General features: G+C 72.5%; 15 protein-coding genes. 10 read left to right on the forward strand and 5 right to left on the reverse strand.

The window, feature by feature from the left end:
• Window positions 1-69 precede the first annotated feature (69 nt).
• Complete coding sequence (locus tag OO62_RS41275; protein ID WP_266105121.1) at window positions 70-192, reverse strand: hypothetical protein; 123 nt, start codon at window positions 190-192, stop codon at window positions 70-72.
• Between the two features lie 210 nt (window positions 193-402).
• Here OO62_RS41275 and OO62_RS04820 point away from each other — a divergent pair, with 210 nt between their 5' ends.
• The 5 genes from OO62_RS04820 (at window position 403) to OO62_RS04840 (ending at window position 4686) form a co-directional block, all read left to right on the forward strand.
• Complete coding sequence (locus OO62_RS04820) at window positions 403-861, forward strand: RrF2 family transcriptional regulator (protein ID WP_033265909.1); 459 nt, start codon at window positions 403-405, stop codon at window positions 859-861.
• 229 nt (window positions 862-1090) lie between these two features.
• Complete coding sequence (locus tag OO62_RS04825) at window positions 1091-2365, forward strand: acyl-CoA dehydrogenase family protein (RefSeq protein ID WP_033265910.1); 1275 nt, start codon at window positions 1091-1093, stop codon at window positions 2363-2365.
• A 190-nt stretch (window positions 2366-2555) separates the two neighbouring features.
• A complete protein-coding gene (locus OO62_RS04830; RefSeq protein ID WP_157850128.1) occupies window positions 2556-3131 on the forward strand; it encodes a TetR/AcrR family transcriptional regulator in 576 nt (191 codons plus the stop codon).
• A 57-nt stretch (window positions 3132-3188) separates the two neighbouring features.
• Window positions 3189-4406, forward strand: a complete 1218-nt coding sequence (locus OO62_RS04835; protein WP_033265912.1) for a cytochrome P450 — start codon at window positions 3189-3191, stop codon at window positions 4404-4406.
• A gap of 7 nt (window positions 4407-4413) precedes the next feature.
• Window positions 4414-4686, forward strand: coding sequence for a ferredoxin (locus OO62_RS04840; RefSeq protein ID WP_063738970.1), 273 nt, complete (start codon window positions 4414-4416; stop codon window positions 4684-4686).
• 29 nt (window positions 4687-4715) lie between these two features.
• Here OO62_RS04840 and OO62_RS04845 read toward each other — a convergent pair whose 3' ends face one another.
• Window positions 4716-5825 carry a CapA family protein gene (locus tag OO62_RS04845; protein WP_033265913.1) on the reverse strand — a complete coding sequence of 370 codons (1110 nt, stop codon included), beginning with the start codon at window positions 5823-5825 and terminating at the stop codon, window positions 4716-4718.
• Between the two features lie 229 nt (window positions 5826-6054).
• Here OO62_RS04845 and OO62_RS04850 point away from each other — a divergent pair, with 229 nt between their 5' ends.
• A complete protein-coding gene (locus OO62_RS04850; RefSeq protein ID WP_051732713.1) occupies window positions 6055-7716 on the forward strand; it encodes an FAD-binding oxidoreductase in 1662 nt (553 codons plus the stop codon).
• Window positions 7717-7750: 34 nt separating this feature from the next.
• Here OO62_RS04850 and OO62_RS04855 read toward each other — a convergent pair whose 3' ends face one another.
• Complete coding sequence (locus tag OO62_RS04855; RefSeq protein WP_033265914.1) at window positions 7751-9721, reverse strand: APC family permease; 1971 nt, start codon at window positions 9719-9721, stop codon at window positions 7751-7753.
• 239 nt (window positions 9722-9960) lie between these two features.
• On the opposite strand from OO62_RS04855, the gene OO62_RS04860 reads away from it, so the two are divergent.
• Window positions 9961-12135, forward strand: coding sequence for a SpoIIE family protein phosphatase (locus OO62_RS04860; RefSeq protein ID WP_033265915.1), 2175 nt, complete (start codon window positions 9961-9963; stop codon window positions 12133-12135).
• 29 nt (window positions 12136-12164) lie between these two features.
• On the opposite strand, the gene OO62_RS04865 is transcribed toward OO62_RS04860, so the two are convergent.
• Window positions 12165-13022: a leishmanolysin-related zinc metalloendopeptidase gene (locus tag OO62_RS04865; RefSeq protein ID WP_033265916.1), complete on the reverse strand. Its 858-nt coding sequence runs from the start codon at window positions 13020-13022 to the stop codon at window positions 12165-12167.
• Window positions 13023-13178: 156 nt separating this feature from the next.
• Between OO62_RS04865 and OO62_RS04870 the strand changes: the two genes are divergently transcribed.
• From OO62_RS04870 to OO62_RS04880, 3 genes are all read left to right on the forward strand, one after another.
• The gene (locus OO62_RS04870; protein WP_033266029.1) at window positions 13179-14357 is read left to right on the forward strand and encodes a MalY/PatB family protein; all 1179 of its coding nucleotides are present in this window, start codon (window positions 13179-13181) and stop codon (window positions 14355-14357) included.
• Window positions 14358-14483: 126 nt separating this feature from the next.
• A complete protein-coding gene (locus OO62_RS04875) occupies window positions 14484-15758 on the forward strand; it encodes a VWA domain-containing protein (RefSeq protein ID WP_051732714.1) in 1275 nt (424 codons plus the stop codon).
• A complete protein-coding gene (locus tag OO62_RS04880; RefSeq protein ID WP_033265917.1) occupies window positions 15758-16588 on the forward strand; it encodes a hypothetical protein in 831 nt (276 codons plus the stop codon). The genes OO62_RS04875 and OO62_RS04880 overlap by 1 nt, the downstream gene beginning before the upstream one ends.
• Before the next feature lie 124 nt (window positions 16589-16712).
• Here the strand turns inward: OO62_RS04880 and OO62_RS04885 are convergent, their stop codons facing one another.
• Window positions 16713-17993: a DUF5685 family protein gene (locus OO62_RS04885; protein WP_033265918.1), complete on the reverse strand. Its 1281-nt coding sequence runs from the start codon at window positions 17991-17993 to the stop codon at window positions 16713-16715.
• Window positions 17994-18226: the final 233 nt, after the last annotated feature.

The following is an 18226-nucleotide window of genomic DNA, read 5'->3' on the forward strand; positions in this document are numbered from 1 at the left end:
CCGCCGGGCGGGGCCGGCCGCGAGGAGGGGCCGACGGGGTACGGGGCGGCGCGGGCGGTCTCCGCCGCCTCAGCGGCGGGAACTCGCCGCGCTGCAGACGCGCAGCAGATCGATGTGCCGGCGCGAGGTGAGAAGGGTGAGCGGCCGGGCCGCGCGGACCGCGCGGTCGGTGTCCAGCCCTGCACGCCCCATGATTTCCCACCCGTTCGCCAGGATTCCCGCCCTTGAGTGTCAAGGCGCCGCCGAGCCGCGTCAAGAGGGTGCGACCGGTGTGCGCCGGGCACTGTTTCCCCCATCGTGCAGTGCCCGAAACCGCCCTGCGGCCAGGGAATCCGGTCCGGTCCCGCGGCCCGTCGCGCCCTGCGGCACGAGGTCGCGCCGGCGCTGCGGAATAATGCAGACATGCGGATTTCAGCCAGGGCGGACTATGCGGTGCGGGCCGCGCTGCAACTCGCCGCCACCCGGGACGCGGGGCCGCTCAAGGCCGAGGCGATCGCCGACGCCCAGGACATTCCGCACAAGTTCCTCGAAGGCATCCTCAACGACATGCGCCGGGGCGGGCTGGTACTCAGCCAGCGGGGCGGCAACGGCGGGTACCGGCTGGCGAAGGATCCGGAGGCGATCAGCATCGCGGACGTCATCCGGGTCGTGGACGGCCCGCTGGTGTCCGTACGCGGCGTCCGCCCGCCGGAGCTGTCCTACAGCGGCCCCGCCGAGTCGCTGCTGCCGCTGTGGATCGCGCTGCGGGCCAATGTCCGGCAGATCCTGGACGGGGTGTCGCTGGCCGATGTGGCGTCGGCGGAGCTGCCCGGCCAGGTCTCCGCACTGGCCGAGGACCCGGCCTCCTGGACGAATCCGTAGCGACACGAAGCGCGGATACCGGAGATTCGCCGAGTCGCCGACCGCCACCCCGAACCACCGGGCGTCCACACTCCGAGACTTGCTTGTCCACTCCTTGAACGGCCCTTGCTGTGCCGGGAGTCCGGACGCATTCTTTTCCCTACTAATCCAGTAGGGAAACTAGGGAAGTCGGGAACCACTGGGCACGCACCGGGGTTCCGGGCTCCGAGAGGGGACGGTGAACGGCGCCATGCCGAAGAGGTCCGCAGCTCGCACCGTCGCTCCACCGGTCAACTCTCCTGCCGGGGAGGGGATGTGGCCGCGCGTCACCCGTGAGGTGGCGGAAGACCTCGCCGTCGACGCGATCACCCGCGACCGGGCGGGCAAACCGCCCTTCGACGAGCTCGCGCGGCTGCGCGAGGCCGGACTGCCCGCCCTGCTGACGCCGCCCGGGCCGCACGGACGGGGCACCGACTGGCGCACCGCGTGCGCGGTCATCCGGGAGATCGCGGCGGCCGACAGCTCGATCGGCGAACTGCTCGGCCGGCACCACGTCCTGTCCTGGAGCGCCCGGTTCTTCGGCACCCCGGAGCAGGCCGAGGCGCTGGAGCTCAGGACGGCCGGCGAGCAGTGGGTCTGGGGCGGCAGCGCCGACATCCCGGGGGCCGGGCCGGAGTCGGCCGGGACGGATCCCGAACTCACCCTCACCCCGGCGCCTGACGGATATGTCCTCCACGGGCGGCGGACGTTCGCCTCGGGGGTCGCCGTGGCCGACCGGCTGCTGCTCGGCGCGGTCTGTACCGAGTCCGGCGAAGCGCTGATGGTGGTCGTGGATCCGGCGCACCCCGGCGTCACCGCCGACCCGGCGCACGACCGGCTCGGCCAGCGGCTCACCGGGGCCGGCAGCATCGGTTTCGACGGCGTCCCGGTGCGACCGGATCAGGTGCTCGGCGTCGTCCCGCGCGACGAGCACGACGTCTCCCCGTTCGCCACGCTCGCCCCGTTGGCGCTGCGACTCGCCCTCGTCCACGTGGGCCTGGGGATCGCCGAAGGGGCACTGGCCGAGGCGCGGGACGCCAGCCGTGCCACGCCGCGCGGCTGGCCGCCCGCGGGGCCGGACGGCGGGGGGTACGACGAGCGGCCCGGCAGCGATCCGTACCTGCTCCTCGCCTACGGGGAGCTGGTGGCCGCCGCGCACACCGCGGCGGCGGTCGTCGAACCGGCGACGGAGGCCCTGACGCGGGGCCTGCTGGCGGGCCGCGGCCTCGGTGTCGACGAGCGGGCCGACATCGCCGTCCTCGTGGCCGCGGCGGAGGCCGTCACCAGCCGGGCCGCACTGCAGATCACCACCCGCGTGCTGGAGCTGACCGGCGGCGCGGACTCCCTGGCCGACGACCCCGGATTCGACCGGTTCTGGCGCAACGCCCGGGTCCTGACGGCGCAGGGCTCCTCCACCCACCGGCTCCGCGACATCGGCGACCACTATCTGAACGGGACGCATCCGCCGCTGACGTTGCGCGCGTGACGACCGGGGCGGGTGGGCGTACGGCGTGCGGTCCGGCGCGGTGGGCACTCGGGGGGCAGTGACGGGACAATGGAGTGCGCGTCGGCGGGGGCCCGGCGGCCTCGCGCGCCGGCCCCGTGCGCTGCGTGGCCGCCCTCCTCACCGCACCGCGCAGCGGTCACTCGTATGTGGTGGGCTGAGTATGCGCAAGGTGCCGTTGAGCAATCCGGAGCGCCGTCGGGAGGTCTTCGACGTCGTACTGGAGCTGCTCGCCGAGGTGGGGTACGAGCGGTTCAGCATGGATCTGGTCGCGCGGCGGGCCAGGGCGAGCAAGGCGACGCTGTACCAGCGGTGGCCGTCGAAGGCGGAGCTGGTGGTGGACGCGCTGGAGGAGCACCAGCCGGTGGTCTCCGGGCCGGACACCGGTTCACTGCCGGGTGATCTGCGGGAGTTGCTGGTGGCGTGGCTGGCGGGGTGGGACGCGCGGGACCGCGGGCTGATGCTGGCGCTGCTGGAGGGCAGCAGGCGGGACGAGGAGCTGGCACGACTGCGTGAGGAGCGGCTGGGCAGCCCGATCAGGCAGGCGGCCGAGGCCGCCCTGGCCAGGGCCCGCCGACGCGGGGAGATCACCGGGCGGATCGATGCGGAGCTGCTGCTGGAGCTGCCGTTCGCGCTGGTGCTGTTGCGTGTGCTGGTGCGGGACGAACGGCCGGGGCGCGAGCTGGTCGACCGGATCGTGGACGGGATTGTCGCCCCGCTGCTCGGCACCACGGGCCCGCCCGAATAGAACGCATTCGTACTATTCTGAGGTCAGAGGCTCGATTCCCCTTGAGGGAGCGTTCCCATGCGACACGACACCCAGCTCGCGCCGGCTCCCCTGCCGACCCGCCGTAGTTGCCCGTTCGACCCGCCGGCCGACTACCGGCGACTGCGGGAGCAGGACCCGGTCAGCAGGCTGGCCTTCCCCGACGGCAAGGCAGGCTGGCTGCTCACCCGGCACGGGGACGTCCGCGCGTTCCTGGCGGACGACCGGTTCAGCTCGGACCGCGCCCAGGCGTCGCTGCCCGTACGCGGGGTGGCGATCCGGCCCGTCGAGCCCGAGGAGCGCGCCGGGATGCTGATCACGATGGACCCGCCGGAACACACCCGCTACCGGCGGATGCTCACCCGGTACTTCACGGTGCGCCGGATGCGGGCCCTGGCACCGCGGATCGAGCAGATCGTCAGCGAACACCTCGACGCCATGGAGCGCGACGGGCCGCCCGTCGACCTGGTCCCCGCCTTCGCCCTGCCGATCCCCTCACTGGTGATCTGCGAACTGCTCGGCGTCCCGTACGCGGACCGCGGCGACTTCCAGGGGTGGACGTCGACGCTGCTCAGGCTGGACGTGGCCGAGGCGGACGCGCTGGCGGCGCGGTTCGCGCTGCTCGACTACATGCACGCGCTGGTGGTCGCCAAGCGGGCCCGCCCCGATGACGCCCTGCTCAGCGAGCTGATCACCAGGGAGGACACCGAGGACGCGCTGACCGACGAGGAACTGGCGGGAATCGGGCGGCTGTTGCTGGTGGCCGGGCACGAGACCACCGCGAACATGCTGGCGCTCGGCACGTACACGCTGCTGTCCCGGCCCGCCGCGCGCGACGCGCTGCGCGAGCTTCCCGAGGGCGTCTCGCGCGCCGTGGAGGAGCTGCTGCGCTATCTGACCATCGTGCAGTTCGGCATCGTCAGGGTCGCCAAGGAGGACGTGGAGATCGGCGGGCGGCAGATCCGCGCGGGCGAGACGGTGGTCGCCTCGCTGGCCGCGGCCAACCGGGATCCCGGGCAGTTCGACCGGCCCGACGCACTCGACCTCACCCGCGAGCCCTCGCAGCACGTCGCGTTCGGGCACGGGGTGCACCAGTGCCTGGGCCAGCAGTTGGCGCGCGTGGAGATGGAGGTGGCCTTCCCGGCGCTCTTCCGGCGGTTCCCTGCGCTGCGCCTTGCCGTGCCACCGGCGCACATCCCGCTGCGCGACGACATGTTGATCTACGGCGTCCATGCGCTGCCGCTCACCTGGGGGTGACCCCGCCGTGCAGATCCGGATCGACCGCACCCGCTGCCGCGGTGCCGGGCAGTGCGTGCTCAGCGCGCCCGGTCTCTTCGACCAGTCGGAGGAGGACGGCATGGTCGTCGTCCTGGAGGCCACGCCACCCCCGGAGCTGCGCGACGCGGCCCGCCGCGCGGCGGCCCTGTGCCCCAACTCGGTCATCCGCATCGTCGAGAGCGAGGGCGCGGCGGACGGGGACGAGGGAGGCGGAGACAAGGGACGCGGGGAGGGCGGCGGCCCGGACGCCGAGCGCTGAAGGGGAGGGGCACCGCCGCCCGGTCGCCGTCACGCGGGACCGAGCAGGAAGGTGCCCGCCCCGGCTTCGACGCAGGGCTCGAAGCCCGTGGTGATCCGGTCGAGGCGGGTGCGCAGCCAGCCCGAATCCTGGGACGAGAGGTGCCGTAGCCGCATCCGCCACGCCTGGAGGGCGGTGATCCGCAGTCCGTGGAGCCGGCCGGTGCCGGGGTCCAGGGAGACGAGGTACATCAGCCGCAGGTCGTCCCGGTACTGCTCGTAGCCGGTGATCCCCTCGTAGTCGTCGATGAAGTCGCCGCACCCGTGGATGAGCAGCTTGCCCCGGTACACCTCCAGGCCGCGCGGGTGATGCGCGGAGTGCCCGTGGAAGAGGTCCACCCCGCCGTCCAGGAGCAGATGCGCGAACGCGGTGTCGGTGCGGGGAATGCCGTAGCCCCAGTTGGGGCCCCAGTGGACCGAGGCCACCACGAGGTCTCCGGGGCGCTTCGCCTGCTGTACGCGGGCGGTGAGCGCGGCCGCGGCGGCCTGGGTGGGCCCGGCCACCAGGGCGACGCCGCTGCCGTCGTCGGTCGCGGCCCAGGACCTCGGGATACCGCTGGACGGCATCCCGAGGGAGAAGACCAGCAGGCGGCGGCCGTTCGCGAGCGGGACCACGGCCGGGCGCGCCGCCTCCTCGGCGTCCGCTCCGGCCCCGGCACTCCGCAGCCCGGCCCCGGCCAGCGTGCCGAGCGTCTCGGCCAGTCCGCTGCGGCCGAAGTCCAGGACGTGGTTGTTGGCCAGGACGCAGACGTCGGGGCGGGCGACGGTCAAGGAGGCGATGTTCGCGGGGTTCATCCGGTAGTGGACCTCTTTGCCCGCCGCGAAGTCGTCGCTGCGCGTGACGCTGGTCTCCAGATTGATCACCCGTGCGGCGGGGGCGGCGGCATCGAGCACCGGGAGGGCCTCTCCCCAGGGGTAGGCGAAGTCGACCGGCTTGTCGAAGGGGCCGTTCGCCGCCTCGGCCAGTTCGACGTAGGTGCCGGCGTCGTGGACATAGCTCTCGCGCAGTGCGGGGTCACCCGGGTACGGCAGGACGTGGTCGACGCCGCGGCCGAGCATGACATCGCCGCAGACGAACACCGTGACCAGGTCGCCGCCCACCCCTCCAGGCTAGGCCGTGTCTTTCGGATCACGCCGGGCCCGCCCCCTGGAGGACGGGTGGTACGGACGGGCGCCCTACGGTGCACCCGTCGTGGTCAACCGGCGGCCTGCGGAGGGACACGTTCCGGGCATTCCCCCACCTGCGATAGTCACGGATAGTAGTCATTGATCACGCAGCGCCACGTGCCGGCTTCGGGCACACCGCTGCCGCACCTTCCAGGGAGACCAGATGACGACGTATCAGGCGAAGGCAGGGACCGAGTGCGGTACCGAGGTGGGCCCGGGGGACGCCCGTTACGAGGCCCTCAGGAGAGGGTTCAACCAGCGTTTCATCGCGACTCCCGACTATGTGGCAGTGGTCAGCTCGACCGAGGAAGTCGTCGCCGCGCTCAACAAGTACCTGGCGAGCCACGGCCCCGACGCGAGCCTCGACCGCCGCCTCACGGTCCGCTCGGGCGGCCACTGCTACGAGAACTTCGTCTGCGGCGAGGACGTCGGCGTGATCCTGGACCTCGGCCAGATGGACCGGGCGTATCTGGACCAGGAGCGGGGCGCGTACTGCGTGGAGGCGGGGGCCAACAACTGGCACGTCGCCACCCACCTCTACGCGCCGTTCGGTGTCGCCCTCCCCGGCGGGTCGTGCTACTCCGTCGGCGCGGGCGGGCATGTCGTGGGCGGCGGGTACGGCCTGCTGTCCCGGCAGTTCGGCCTGACGGTGGACTACCTCTACGCGGTGGAGGTCGTGGTCGTCCGGGACGGGCAGCATGCGGAGGTGGTGGTCGCGCGCCGCGACTCCCCCGAGGAGGAGCTGCGGGACCTGTGGTGGGCGCACACCGGCGGGGGCGGCGGGAACTTCGGTGTGGTGACCCGGTACTGGTTCAAGGGGCTGCCCAAGCCGCCGAGCGAGGTGCTGCTCAGCGCCGTCGCCTGGCCGTGGGAGGAGCTGAAGGACGAGCCGGAGCGCTTCAAGTCCCTGGTGCGCAACTACGGGCTGTTCTTCGAGTACGAGAACACCCAGCGGCTCCCGGCGGCGCTGCGCGGCGACTTCACCGACATGTTCACGCTGCTGAAGCTGACCCACTACTCCAACGGCAAGATCGGTCTGATCACCCAGCTCGACGCCACCCGGCCGGACAGCGTCGAGCGGCTGGACGCCTTCCTCGACTGGATCACCCAGGACCTGCACGTCGAGCGCTCGCCGCTGGACCGGCGGATGGGTGAGCACGCCCCGATGGGCGGGCTGGAGGTACCGACCCGGCTGCCCTGGCTCACCGCCACCCAGACCCTCAACGGCTCGGGTGACAACCAGTGCGGCAAGTACAAGTCGGCGTACATGACGCGCGGTTTCACCGAGCCGCAGCTCACCGCGATCTTCGAGGCGCTGACGCGGGAGGACTACCAGAACCCGCAGGCGCTGCTCCAGGTCGACTCCTACGGCGGCGCGATCAACCTCCCCGACCGCCACGAAACCGCCGTGTACCAGCGCAGTTCGGTGCTGAAGCTCCAGTACCAGACGTACTGGAGGAACGAGGACTCCAACGAGGACGGTGTCGCCGACCACCACGACGCCGACGTCGACCCGTCGATCGCGGCGCCGCATCTGCGCTGGATCCGCGAGTTCTACCGCGATGTCTACGCGGAGACCGGCGGGGTGCCGGTGCTGCAGCCGGACGGTGCGGCCGGCGGCGACGCGCCGCTGCCGGTGACGGACGGCTGCTACATCAACTACCCCGACACCGACCTCGACGACCCGGAGTGGAACACCTCCGGCCAGTCCTCGCACCGCCTCTACTACGGCGACAACTACCGCCGGCTTCAGGGGGTCAAGGAGTACTGGGACCCGCGCAATGTCTTCCGCAACGCCCAGTCCGTCCAGCCGTACACCCGCTGACGGGGTGAGCCGGGAGCGCCGCGCGCGGGTGCGTTCAGCCGACGTGCACCCGCGGGCGCCGTTCCCGGTTCGGTTCGGCCTCGCGCAGCACCTCACGGGTGACCGGTGCGACCTCGCCCTGGCCGAAGAGGAAGAAGCGCAGGAACTGGGCGAACGGGTTGCCCTCGGTCCACTCGAAGTAGATGTGCGGCCGCACTCCGGTGGCATCGCGTACGTGCAGCAGCAGTGCGGCCAGTGCGTTGGAGACGGCGGCGCTCTCCAGGGCGAGCACCCGGAAGCGGCCGTGCAGCACCTCACCGCGGACCCGCATCTCGCTCTCGAACTCCGACGGGTCCTTGATGGTGACCTCGACGAAGATGAAGTCGTCCTCGACCGGGAGGTCGTTGTCGGTGCGGATCTGCTGGAGCTTGTCGCGGTACTCGGCGACGTCGCGCTGGTCGGGCTCGTTGGCGATGAAGCGGATCTTGCGGTGGGCGATGTCGCGGATGAACCGCTCGGCCATGCCGTCGAGCACGACACTGGTCACCCGCAGTTCGAAGGCGCGGGCGAGGCGGGAGATGAACGACAGGAGGATGATGCCGGCGATGAAGCAGGCACCGATCTTCACCCCGTCCGGGCGCTCGATGACGTTCGCCACGGTCGTGTAGAGGAACACCACGGCGATCAGCGCGAAGCCGATCGTCCAGCCGTGCTCCCCCGCGCGCCGGGCGGCGATGGTCACGGCGATGGCCGCGGAACTGATCAGGACGAGGACACCGGTGGCGTAGGCGCTGCCCTGGGCGTCCACACTGGCGTCGAAGATCCAGGTCACCAGGAAGGCGATCAGGGTGAAGACCAGCACCATCGGGCGCACCGCCCGCGCCCAGTGCGGTGCCATGCCGTAGCGCGGCAGGTACTGCGGCATCAGATTGAGCAGACCGGCCATGGCGGAGGCGCCGGCGAACCACAGGATGGCGATGGTGGAGATGTCGTAGACGGTGCCGAAGGCGGAGCCCAGGTAGTCGTGCGCCAGGTAGGCCAGCGCCCGCCCGTTGGCCGGGCCTCCGGGCCGGAACGCCTCCGCGGGGATGAGCAGAGTGGTGATGAAGCTGGTGATGATGAGGAAGACGCTCATGATCACCGCGGCGGTGGTGAGCAGCTTCCTCGCGCCGCGGATCCGCCCCACCGGGCGCTCCTCGGTGTCTCCCGGGTCGCCCTCGATGTGCGGCATCACCGCCACGCCCGTCTCGAAACCGGACAGGCCCAGCGCCAGCTTCGGGAAGACCAGCAGCGCCACTCCGACCATCGCCAGGACGTTGCCGTGCTCGGTGGTCAGCGCCCGGGTCCAGTCGGTCACGACGTGCGAGGCGGTCAGCACGTGCCACAGGCCGGTGACGACCACGACCGCGTTGAGGCACAGATAGAGGCCGACGAGCACCACTGCCACCCCGATCGCCTCCAGGAACCCCTTGAGGAAGACCGCGCCCAGCAGGGCGACCAGGAAGATCGTGATGATCATTTGCTTGTCTTGCAGGGCGCTGGTGAGGTGCGGGTTCTCCACGAGGTGGGTGGCCGCGTCGGCCGCCGAGAGGGTGATGGTGATCAGGAAGTCGGTGGCGGCGAAGCCCAGCAGCGTCAGCACGAACAGCTTGCCCTTCCAGAAGGACAGCAGCCGCTCCAGCATCGCGATCGAGCCCTGGCCGTGCGGGCTCTCCTTGGCGACCCGCCGGTAGACCGGCAGCGCACCGGCGAGCGTCACGATGACCAGGACGACGGTGGCGACCGGCGACAGCAGTCCCGCCGCCAGGGCCGCGATGCCCGGCTGATAGCCCAGGGTGGAGAAGTAGTCCACACCGGTAAGGCACATCACCCGCCACCAGCGCTGCCCCTCGTGGGCGCTGCGCGGCCCGGCGTGCGGACCGGGGTGGTGCGCGGCCATGTCGGCCAGCCCCTCCAACATCCACCCCCGGAAGCGGTGGCGCAGGGCGGCGAGAGAGGACGAGCCCGCAGGGGCGGAGGTGGCCATCGTGCGCTCCAGTCATGCCGCGGAAGCATCAGCCATCGACGAGACGGCCGGGTCAGCGTACGAAATCCGGGACCGGCTGCCGTGGCCATCTCCGGCGGGGCGTGTTCGTGTCCCCGATATGCGGCGCGGCCGGCCGAGCCCGCGCCCGCTCCGCTCGCTCGCATCCGTGGCGCGGTGTGTCAGAGTGAAGTAAGGAGTCGACGACGCGGTCGGCACTTGCTGCCAGAGAGGCGGCCGACATGACCACACGTTCGGATCTGCTCGGCTCGGTCACCGAAAGCTCCCGCACCGCACTGCTGCGGAGCGAGGAGTACGAGGACCTGTTCGACCAGGCCCCGGTGATCTTCGCTGCGCTGAGCGGCCCGCAACATCTGCTGGAGGCGGCGAATCCGGCGTTCTTCGACGTGTTCGGCGGGGAGCGGAGGGCCACCGGCGTACCGGTCGGTGAGCTGTTCCCCGAGCTGGGGAGGCAGGGCGTCCTCGACCGCCTCGACGCCGTGTACCGCACCGGCACCGCGTACCGCGCCCGCGGCGGGCGGCTGGTCGTCGGGACGCCGGGGGCGGAGCGGGAGGGGTTCTTCGACTTCACCTACGAGCCCCGGCGGGACGGGAGCGGGCGCATCGACGGGGTGATCGTGATCGCGGTGGAGACCACCACGCACCACCACGCCCAGCTTCTCGCCGCCGAACAGCGCGCCCTGCTGGAGCAGATCGCGCGCGATGCGGCGCTGGGCGACATCCTCACCGGCATGGCCCGGGCGATCGAGGAGCTCGCTCCCGGCCTGCTCGTCTCCGTCCTGCTCCTCGACCCCGACGGCAAGCACCTGCGGCACGGCACCGGCCCCAGCCTGCCCGACTTCTACAACGAGTTCATCGACGGGATCGCCATCGGCCCCCGGGTCGGCTCCTGCGGCACCGCCGCCTACCTGCGCGCCCCGGTGGTGGCCAGCGACATCGCGGCCGATCCGCGCTGGGAGGGCTACCAGGAGACGGCAGCACGGGCCGGGCTGGCGGCGTGCTGGTCCACCCCGATCATGAGCGGTGACGATCAGCTGCTGGGCACCTTCGCGATGTACCACCGCACCCCCAAGGAGCCCGAGGACAAGGACGTGGCCCTCAGCGCCGCGTTCGCCCGGATCACCGCGCTGGCCATCGAACGCCACCGCGCCCTGGAGGCCGGCCGCGCCGCCCAGGAGCGGGAGAAGGCGGCCCGGGAGGACCTGGCCTTCGTGCTGGAGGCCAGCACCGCGATCACCCGCGAGCCGCACTACTTCGACTGTCTGCAGTGCATGGCCCGGCTGACCGTTCCCGCGCTGGCGCCGCTGTGCACCGTCCATGTGGTGGAGGACGGCCGGACCCGGCGGATCGCGACGGCCGCCACCGACCCGGCCACGGAGTGCCTGCTCGCCTCCGCCGGCATCCGCGACGACATCGACCGCGCGCTCGCCCGCGTCCTCAGCTCCGGCAGGACGGAGACCGGCGGCAACTGCACCCCTGCCCTCACGGCGCGGCCCGACATCACCGGCTACGCCTGCGTCCCGCTCACCACCCGTGGCCGCACCTTCGGCGTGCTGACCCTCCTGGCCACCGACCGGCCGCTGGACGGCCATGTCGTCGCCCTCGCCGAGGAACTCGCCCGCCGGGCCGCCTCCAGTGCCGACAACGCCCACCAGTTCACCGACCGGGTCCGGCTCGCCCGCGATCTCCAGGCCGGGCTGCTGCCGCCCGAGCTGCCCTCGATACCGGGCGCCGAGCTGGCGGCGTCGTACCACCCCGCCGGTGAAGGGCTCGACGTGGGCGGCGACTTCTACGACGTCTTCCCGCTGCCCGACGACCGCTGGGCGCTGATGGTCGGCGATGTCTGCGGGCGCGGCGCGGCGGCCGCCACCACCACCGGAATGGTCCGCCACACCGCGCGCGCCGCGGCGCGGCTGCTCAACGACCCGGCGGACGTGGTCACGGCCATCAACGAGGCACTGACCGAGGGCACGACCGAGGACACCTTCGTCTCACTGGTCTACGGCGAACTGCGCCACGCCGGCTCCCGTCTGTCGCTGGATCTGATGCGCGCCGGTCATGTGCCCCCGCTGGTACGCCGCGCCGACGGCACCGTCGAGGAACTCGCCCACCCGGGGCTGCTGCTGGGCATCGAGCGGGACGTCGCCGGGACGCCGTGCCACATCGAGCTGTCCCGGGGCGACAGCCTCGTGCTGGTCACCGACGGCATCACCGAAGCCCGCTCCGCCGAGGGCACGTTCTTCGACGAGCACCGCCTGGCCGACGCCCTGATGTCGCTGCCGGGCGCCGCGCCGACGGCCGCCGCGGTGGTCGCGGCGGTCACCGCCGCGGTGACCGCCTTCGCGGGCGACTCCACACCGGACGACCAGGCAGCGCTGGTTCTGACGGCCACCTGACGGGGACGTCCCGTCAGGCGCCGCTGCGCCTACGGCCTTCCGGGACGCACCCGGGTGGGCAGCGTCGGCAGCACCTTGCCCCGTGCGCCCACGTGCGGCGCACCGTTGCCGGTCCGCGCGGCCATGAGGAAGTCCGGGAGCTGATACGGCTCGGCGGCGTCGATGTCGACCTGGTAGCCGAGGTCTCCCAGGCTCGCCACGGTCATCCGGCTCATCGGGTTTCCGGCCTCGGCGATCGTCGGGGACATCAGTTCCGCGCCGAACACCGCCTCGCGCCAATGGCTCCCGGCGCTGCCCTCGCCACCGACATTCGCGACCGGTACCGGCTCGGGATTTCCGGAGCCGACCAGAGTGCCGAATTCCTGCATGGCGCCAGGGCCGACAAAGGTCGGATTCGTTCCGGGGAAATCCTTCAGCAGGCCGAATTCCGGCCACACGCTGCCGATTCCCAGCACATGAGCCATCTCGTGCGTGATGACGTCGTTGAGGGTGCCGTCCTCCTCCATCCGGGCCAGGTCCGCGGTGTCGAACCGCATGATGCCCTTGGCGGGCAGCCCGGCCCCCGTGGCGGCCGTGTCGCCCCGGATATCGGTGGGCCCGGCCATTCCCAGGATGCCGAACACGTCGTCGATCGGTACGCCTTCCGCCTCGATCAGCAGGTCGTCGATGACGTCGTTGCCGATCACCGCGGTTTCCAGGTCACCGACGATGACGCCGGTCCAGCGTTCGGCAGCCGCGGCGAACGCGTCTTCCTGGCTCTGCGTGAGCCCACCGAGGAAGCGGACCTCAATGGTGAACGGGGAGGTCGTCGCGGCGAGCTTCGCGGCGCGTTGCGCGTCCGCGACCGCCCGGTAGGTCTTGAATTCAAACGTAACTTGCTTTCCCATGGCTACCGCTCCCCTCTCAAGCGAGCCATGCGTTTCTCATAGTCCGTCTCTCCTGTCAACGCTACCCAAGAAGGCCGTTGTAGACAGGGCAACCAACTGGCGCACCAGGGGCTGCCCCGTGGTGCGCGGAGCCCCTATTTTGGGCTCATGGAGCCGATGCTGCAGACGCCTTCGGAGGACCCCGGCCACCCCGGCCCGCTGCGCCGGCTCTCGCTCGCCGAGCTGCGCCGGCGGACGAGCATGAAGTGGCGCACCTATCCGCCGGACGTGCTGCCGCTGTGGGTCGCCGAGATGGACGTGCCGCTCGCCGCACCCGTCGTCCGGGCGCTCACCGAGGCCGTGGCACTCGGCGACACCGGCTACCCGGCGGGCACGGAGTACGCCCGGGCGCTGGCCGGTTTCGCCCGCGCGCGGTGGGACTGGGACGGGCTCGCCGTGGAGCGGATGACGGTCGTGCCCGACGTGATGCTGGGCATCGTCGAGGTCCTGAAGCTGGTCACCCGTGCGGGAGACCCGGTCGTCGTCAACTGCCCGGTGTATCCGCCGTTCTACCAGTTCGTGTCCCACATGGACCGGCGCGTCCTGGAGGCGCCCCTGGGGCCGGATCTGCGAATCGATCCGGCCGCGCTGGAGGCCGCGTTCCGGCGGGCCGTCGCGGGCGGCGGACGCCCCGCGTTCCTGCTGTGCAGCCCGCACAACCCGACCGGGACCGTACACAGCGCCGAGGAGCTGGCCGCTGTCGCGGCGCTCGCCGCCCGCTACGGGGTACGGGTCGTCGCCGACGAGATCCACGCCCCGCTGGTGGCTCGGGACACCGCCTTCGTGCCCTATCTGAGCGTGCCCGGGGCGGCTGACGGCCTGTCACTGATGTCGGCGTCCAAGGCGTGGAACCTGGCCGGACTCAAGGCCGCGCTGGCCGTCGCGGGTCCCGAAGCCGCCGAGGATCTGGCGCGGATGCCGGAAGAGGTCGGCCACGGCCCCAGCCACCTCGGCGTCCTCGCCCACACCGCGGCGCTGCGGGACGGCGGTGACTGGCTCGACGCGCTGCTCGCCGACCTCGACGACAACCGCCGGCTGCTCACCGCTCTGCTGGCCGAGCAGCTGCCCACGGTCCGCTACCGCCCGGCCGCCGGGACCTTCCTCGCCTGGCTCGACTGCCGCCCGCTCGGCCTCGGCGACAACCCCGCCGAGGTCTTCCTCGCACGCGGCCGCGTGGCGCTCAGCCCCGGCCCGGACTTCGGCACCGGCGGCGCCGGCCACGTACGCCTGAATCTGGCCACGTCGCCCGAAGTGCTCACCGAGGCGGTCCGCAGGATGGCCGCCGCGGTGACCTGAACCGGTAGCTGATGCCGGCTCACGTCCAGGGGATGCCCGGCCCGCGGGGAAGTCGCCGGCCGCCCGGCGTCGTTGGCCGCGTACCACCATTTTGGAGCGCGGCGGATTTCTCCATACGATCCAGCGATGATCACAAGAAAACGGCTGGCGGCCGGGGTGTGCGGGCTGCTCGCCGCCATGGGCGTCGCCCTTCTTCCCACCCCCGCCACGGCCGGTGAGCCGGACGCGAAACCGTCCCCCAAGGTCGAGCTGACGCTCGATGTCAGCGGCTCGATGCGCGCCCGCGACATCGACGGCCAGAGCCGGATGGCCGCCGCCAAGCAGGCGTTCAACGAGGTGCTCGACGCGGTGCCGCAGGACGTCCAGCTCGGCATACGCACCCTCGGCGCCAACTACCGCGGCGAGGACCGGAAGGTCGGCTGCAAGGACACCCGCCAGCTCTACCCGGTCGGCCCGCTCGACCGGACCGAGGCGAAGACGGCGGTGGCGACGCTCACCCCCACCGGCTGGACGCCCATCGGCCCCGCCCTGCTGGGCGCGGCCCAGGACCTCAAGGGCGGTGACGGGACCCGCCGGATCGTGCTCATCACGGACGGCGAGGACACCTGCGCCCCGCTCGACCCGTGCCAGGTGGCCCGCGACATCGCCGCCCAGGGCATCCACCTCACCGTCGACACCCTCGGTCTGCTGCCGGACGCCAAGACCCGCAAGCAGCTGAGCTGCATCGCGGAGGCCACCGGCGGGACGTACACCTCCGTGCAGCACACCAAGCAACTGCGCGACCGGGTGCACCAGTTGGTGGAGCGAGCGGCCGATCCGGTCGTCACGCCGGTGCCGGCCGAGGGCAGCCGGCAGTGCGCCGACGCCCCCAAGCTCAAGCCCGGTCTCTACACCGACCGTGAGAAGTTCGCCGAGCACCGCTGGTACCGGGTCGACGTCCGGCCGGGCCAGGAGCTGCGCGCGGCGGTGAGCATCGGCGCCGACCGCGCCGTCAACAACGACTACGGGGTGCTGCTGCGGGCCTCGACCGTGCACGGCCGGGAGATCGTGCGCGGCGCGGAGGCCGGCGACGGGCGGACCGATGTGATCTCGTCCGGGCTGCGCTACCCCAAGGCGCCGATGGACGCCCCGGACGGCGCGGAGGAGGCGCCGGCGGAGACCGTCTGCCTCCAGGTCAGCAACTCCTTCTCGGCGCCCGCCTCGGTCCGGACCGATCCCGGCATGCCCGTCGAGCTGTCCGTCGATCTGGTGGACGGCCCCAGCGACGCGTCCGACGCGGCCTCCTTCGGCCTCGGTCACGGCTGGTGGCTGCTGGGCGCCCTGACGCTGGCCGGTCTGGTGGCCGGTCTGCTGTGGGGCTGGATCTCCCGTTGGCGCGTGACCGTGTGGAGGACCAACTGATGCGCACCGTACGCATACTGACCACCGCCGTGCTGGCGGGCGCCGGCCTCCTCGGCCTGGCGGGCGGCGCGCACGCCGACAGCGCCACGCCGAGCCCGTCCGCGAGTGAGAGCACGGGAGCGGCCGGCCCCACCGAGGCCGGCACCTCCTTCCGGACGGCGACCGCCGTCAAGCCGGACCAGCCCGCCACGGCCGACGCCTCGACCGGTGACTACCTCTACTGGGTGCTGCCCGTGGACGTGGCCCAGCGCGCCACCGTCAAGGCCAAGGTGACCCTCCCGCCGGCGGCTTCCCGGCACGGGGCGGCCACCTGGCGGCTCGATGTGTACGACGGGCTGCGGCGCCGCCAGGCGTGCACCTACGGCACGCAGTCCCGCTCGGCGGCCGCGGACGCCGGCACGGTCGAGCTGTCCTGCACGCTGCGCACGGTCCGCTCCTGGGCGGAACCGTGGGCCAACGACCCGCTGCCCGGCAGCTATTACGTACGGCTGACGGTCGTCGATCTGCCGCAGGAGGACCTGGGGCAGCCGGTACACACCGAGGTCGAGGCGTCCGTGGCCGACCAGGGCGGCGCGCAGGCGGTGGACGGCTCGCTGGCCGCTCCCCTGGTGCCCGGCGCCGGGTCCGCCACCGCGAAGGCGGACGACGCCGGCTCCTCCCCGCGCCCGGCGGCCATGGCCGAGCCGGACGGGGGCTGGTCCTCCGGCCGGTGGAACGACCGCTGGCTGTGGACCGCGGCGGGCGGTGCCCTCGCGGCCCTCGCCGGTATCGCGGGCTACCGCGCCACCCGCGGCTCGGGCCGCCCGGCACGGATCCCGCCGGGCGCCTGACCCGCCCGGGGCGGTCCCGCCGGAGTGCGGGGCCGCCTCACCCGGATCTCTTCAGCACACCACGCGGCCGGCGCCTCCAACGAGGCGCCGGCCGCGGCGCGTTGCCACCGGAGCGCCGCGCCGGTCAGCAGTCGCAGCAGCTGCAACATTCGCAGCAGTCACAGCAGTCGCACGAGTCACAGCAGTCGCAGTCCCGGCACCAGCCCTCGTGCTTCCGGCGGGACCACGGACCCTCGTACTCCTCCGCGCAGCACAGCCGGCAGGTGCAGAACAGGCCGATGGCGACCGCACAGCCGGCGAGGAGGCCGCGGGGCTTCTTCGGCGGGTGCGGGAAGCGCGGCATGCCGCCGTGGCCGCCGCCGTCCCCGCCCCCGTGGCCGCCACCGTGGCCACCGGGCCCGGAGGGCGGCACCGGACCGCCGGCATAGGGATTCTGCGCGGCGTTCAGGGGGCCGCCGTACGGCCCGGCGGCCGGCGCCCAGCCGTGCTGCGCGGGCCCGCCGGTTCCGTTGCGGTACGGGTTCCGGTCGTGCCCCTGGTGCGCGCAGGTGGTGGTGCCGAAGGCGCGGTCCACCGAGCGCCGCAGCTCGTGCACCAGCAGTACGTGCACCAGCGTGGCGTCCGCGAACTCCACGTCGCGGAGGGCGAGTCGGATGCCGTGCAGCGCGTCGTCGCACAGCCGGCGGGCCTGGGCGGTGGTGGCGCCGGTGGCGGTGAGCGGGTTCCAGGCGCCCTCGGCGGCGTCCGCGGCGCGGTCCTCCACGGCGTCCAGGAGATGCGCCAGCCGGCCGAAGAACCGGCCGGCCTCGGCCAGCGGCGCGGCGTTGCCCGGGCGGCCCGCCAGCACCGCGGTGTGTGCGAAGGCGGCCGCGGTCGCCGTTTCGGTGGGTTCGGTGATGACCGTCAACGGGGTGCCGGGGCCGGCCAGTTCCTCGATGCCCAGCTGCCGGTCGACCGCGTCGACGAGGACGGCGGTGTCGAAGCCGAGGGCGGCGCCGGTGCGCGCCCCGGCCCGGTCCCAGCCGGCCGCGACCTTGCGCGCGGCGGCGGCCACCGGCCGGCGGCGCAACAGCCCGTTCCGGTCGGCGACATGGTCGCGTATCTTCGCCGAGGCGAGCACGAGGGAGACCGACGCGGCGAGCCGTGCGCCCTCGCCCTTGGCGACGGAGGCGGTGCGCATGCCCCGGAGCGGGCAGGGGCCGGCGGTCCGGCGGGCGCCTTCGGTGGGACCTGCCTGGGCGTCGGTGAGGACGGAGACGATCAGTCCGTCGTAGTTGGTCACGACCCGCGCGAACTGGCCGTGGTCGCCGCGCAGGGCGAGACAGAGGCCGCACAGGTGGGCCATCCACTCGGCTTTGAGCCCTTGGGACAGCCGATGGGTGCAGGGCCTGACGATTCCGAACATGTGAAACCCCCGTGAGACGTCGGAACGGTGGAGCCGCCCGGCAGGGGCCGCCTGGCCGGACAGCGGCAGCAGATCGTACCGACAAGGCCGTTGACCTGCATACACGGCCCTCGGACGGATTTCCCTGACGTATCGTCAGGTCGGTCTTTGGAGCCCCGGCCCGGCGTCAGGCCGTCCGCTGCGGGTGGGTACCGGCGGGCCGTCCCTCAGAGACCGGGTTGCGGGTGGGCGAC

The sequence above is a fragment of the Streptomyces lydicus genome (assembly GCF_000717345.1).
Lineage (GTDB): Bacteria > Actinomycetota > Actinomycetes > Streptomycetales > Streptomycetaceae > Streptomyces > Streptomyces lydicus.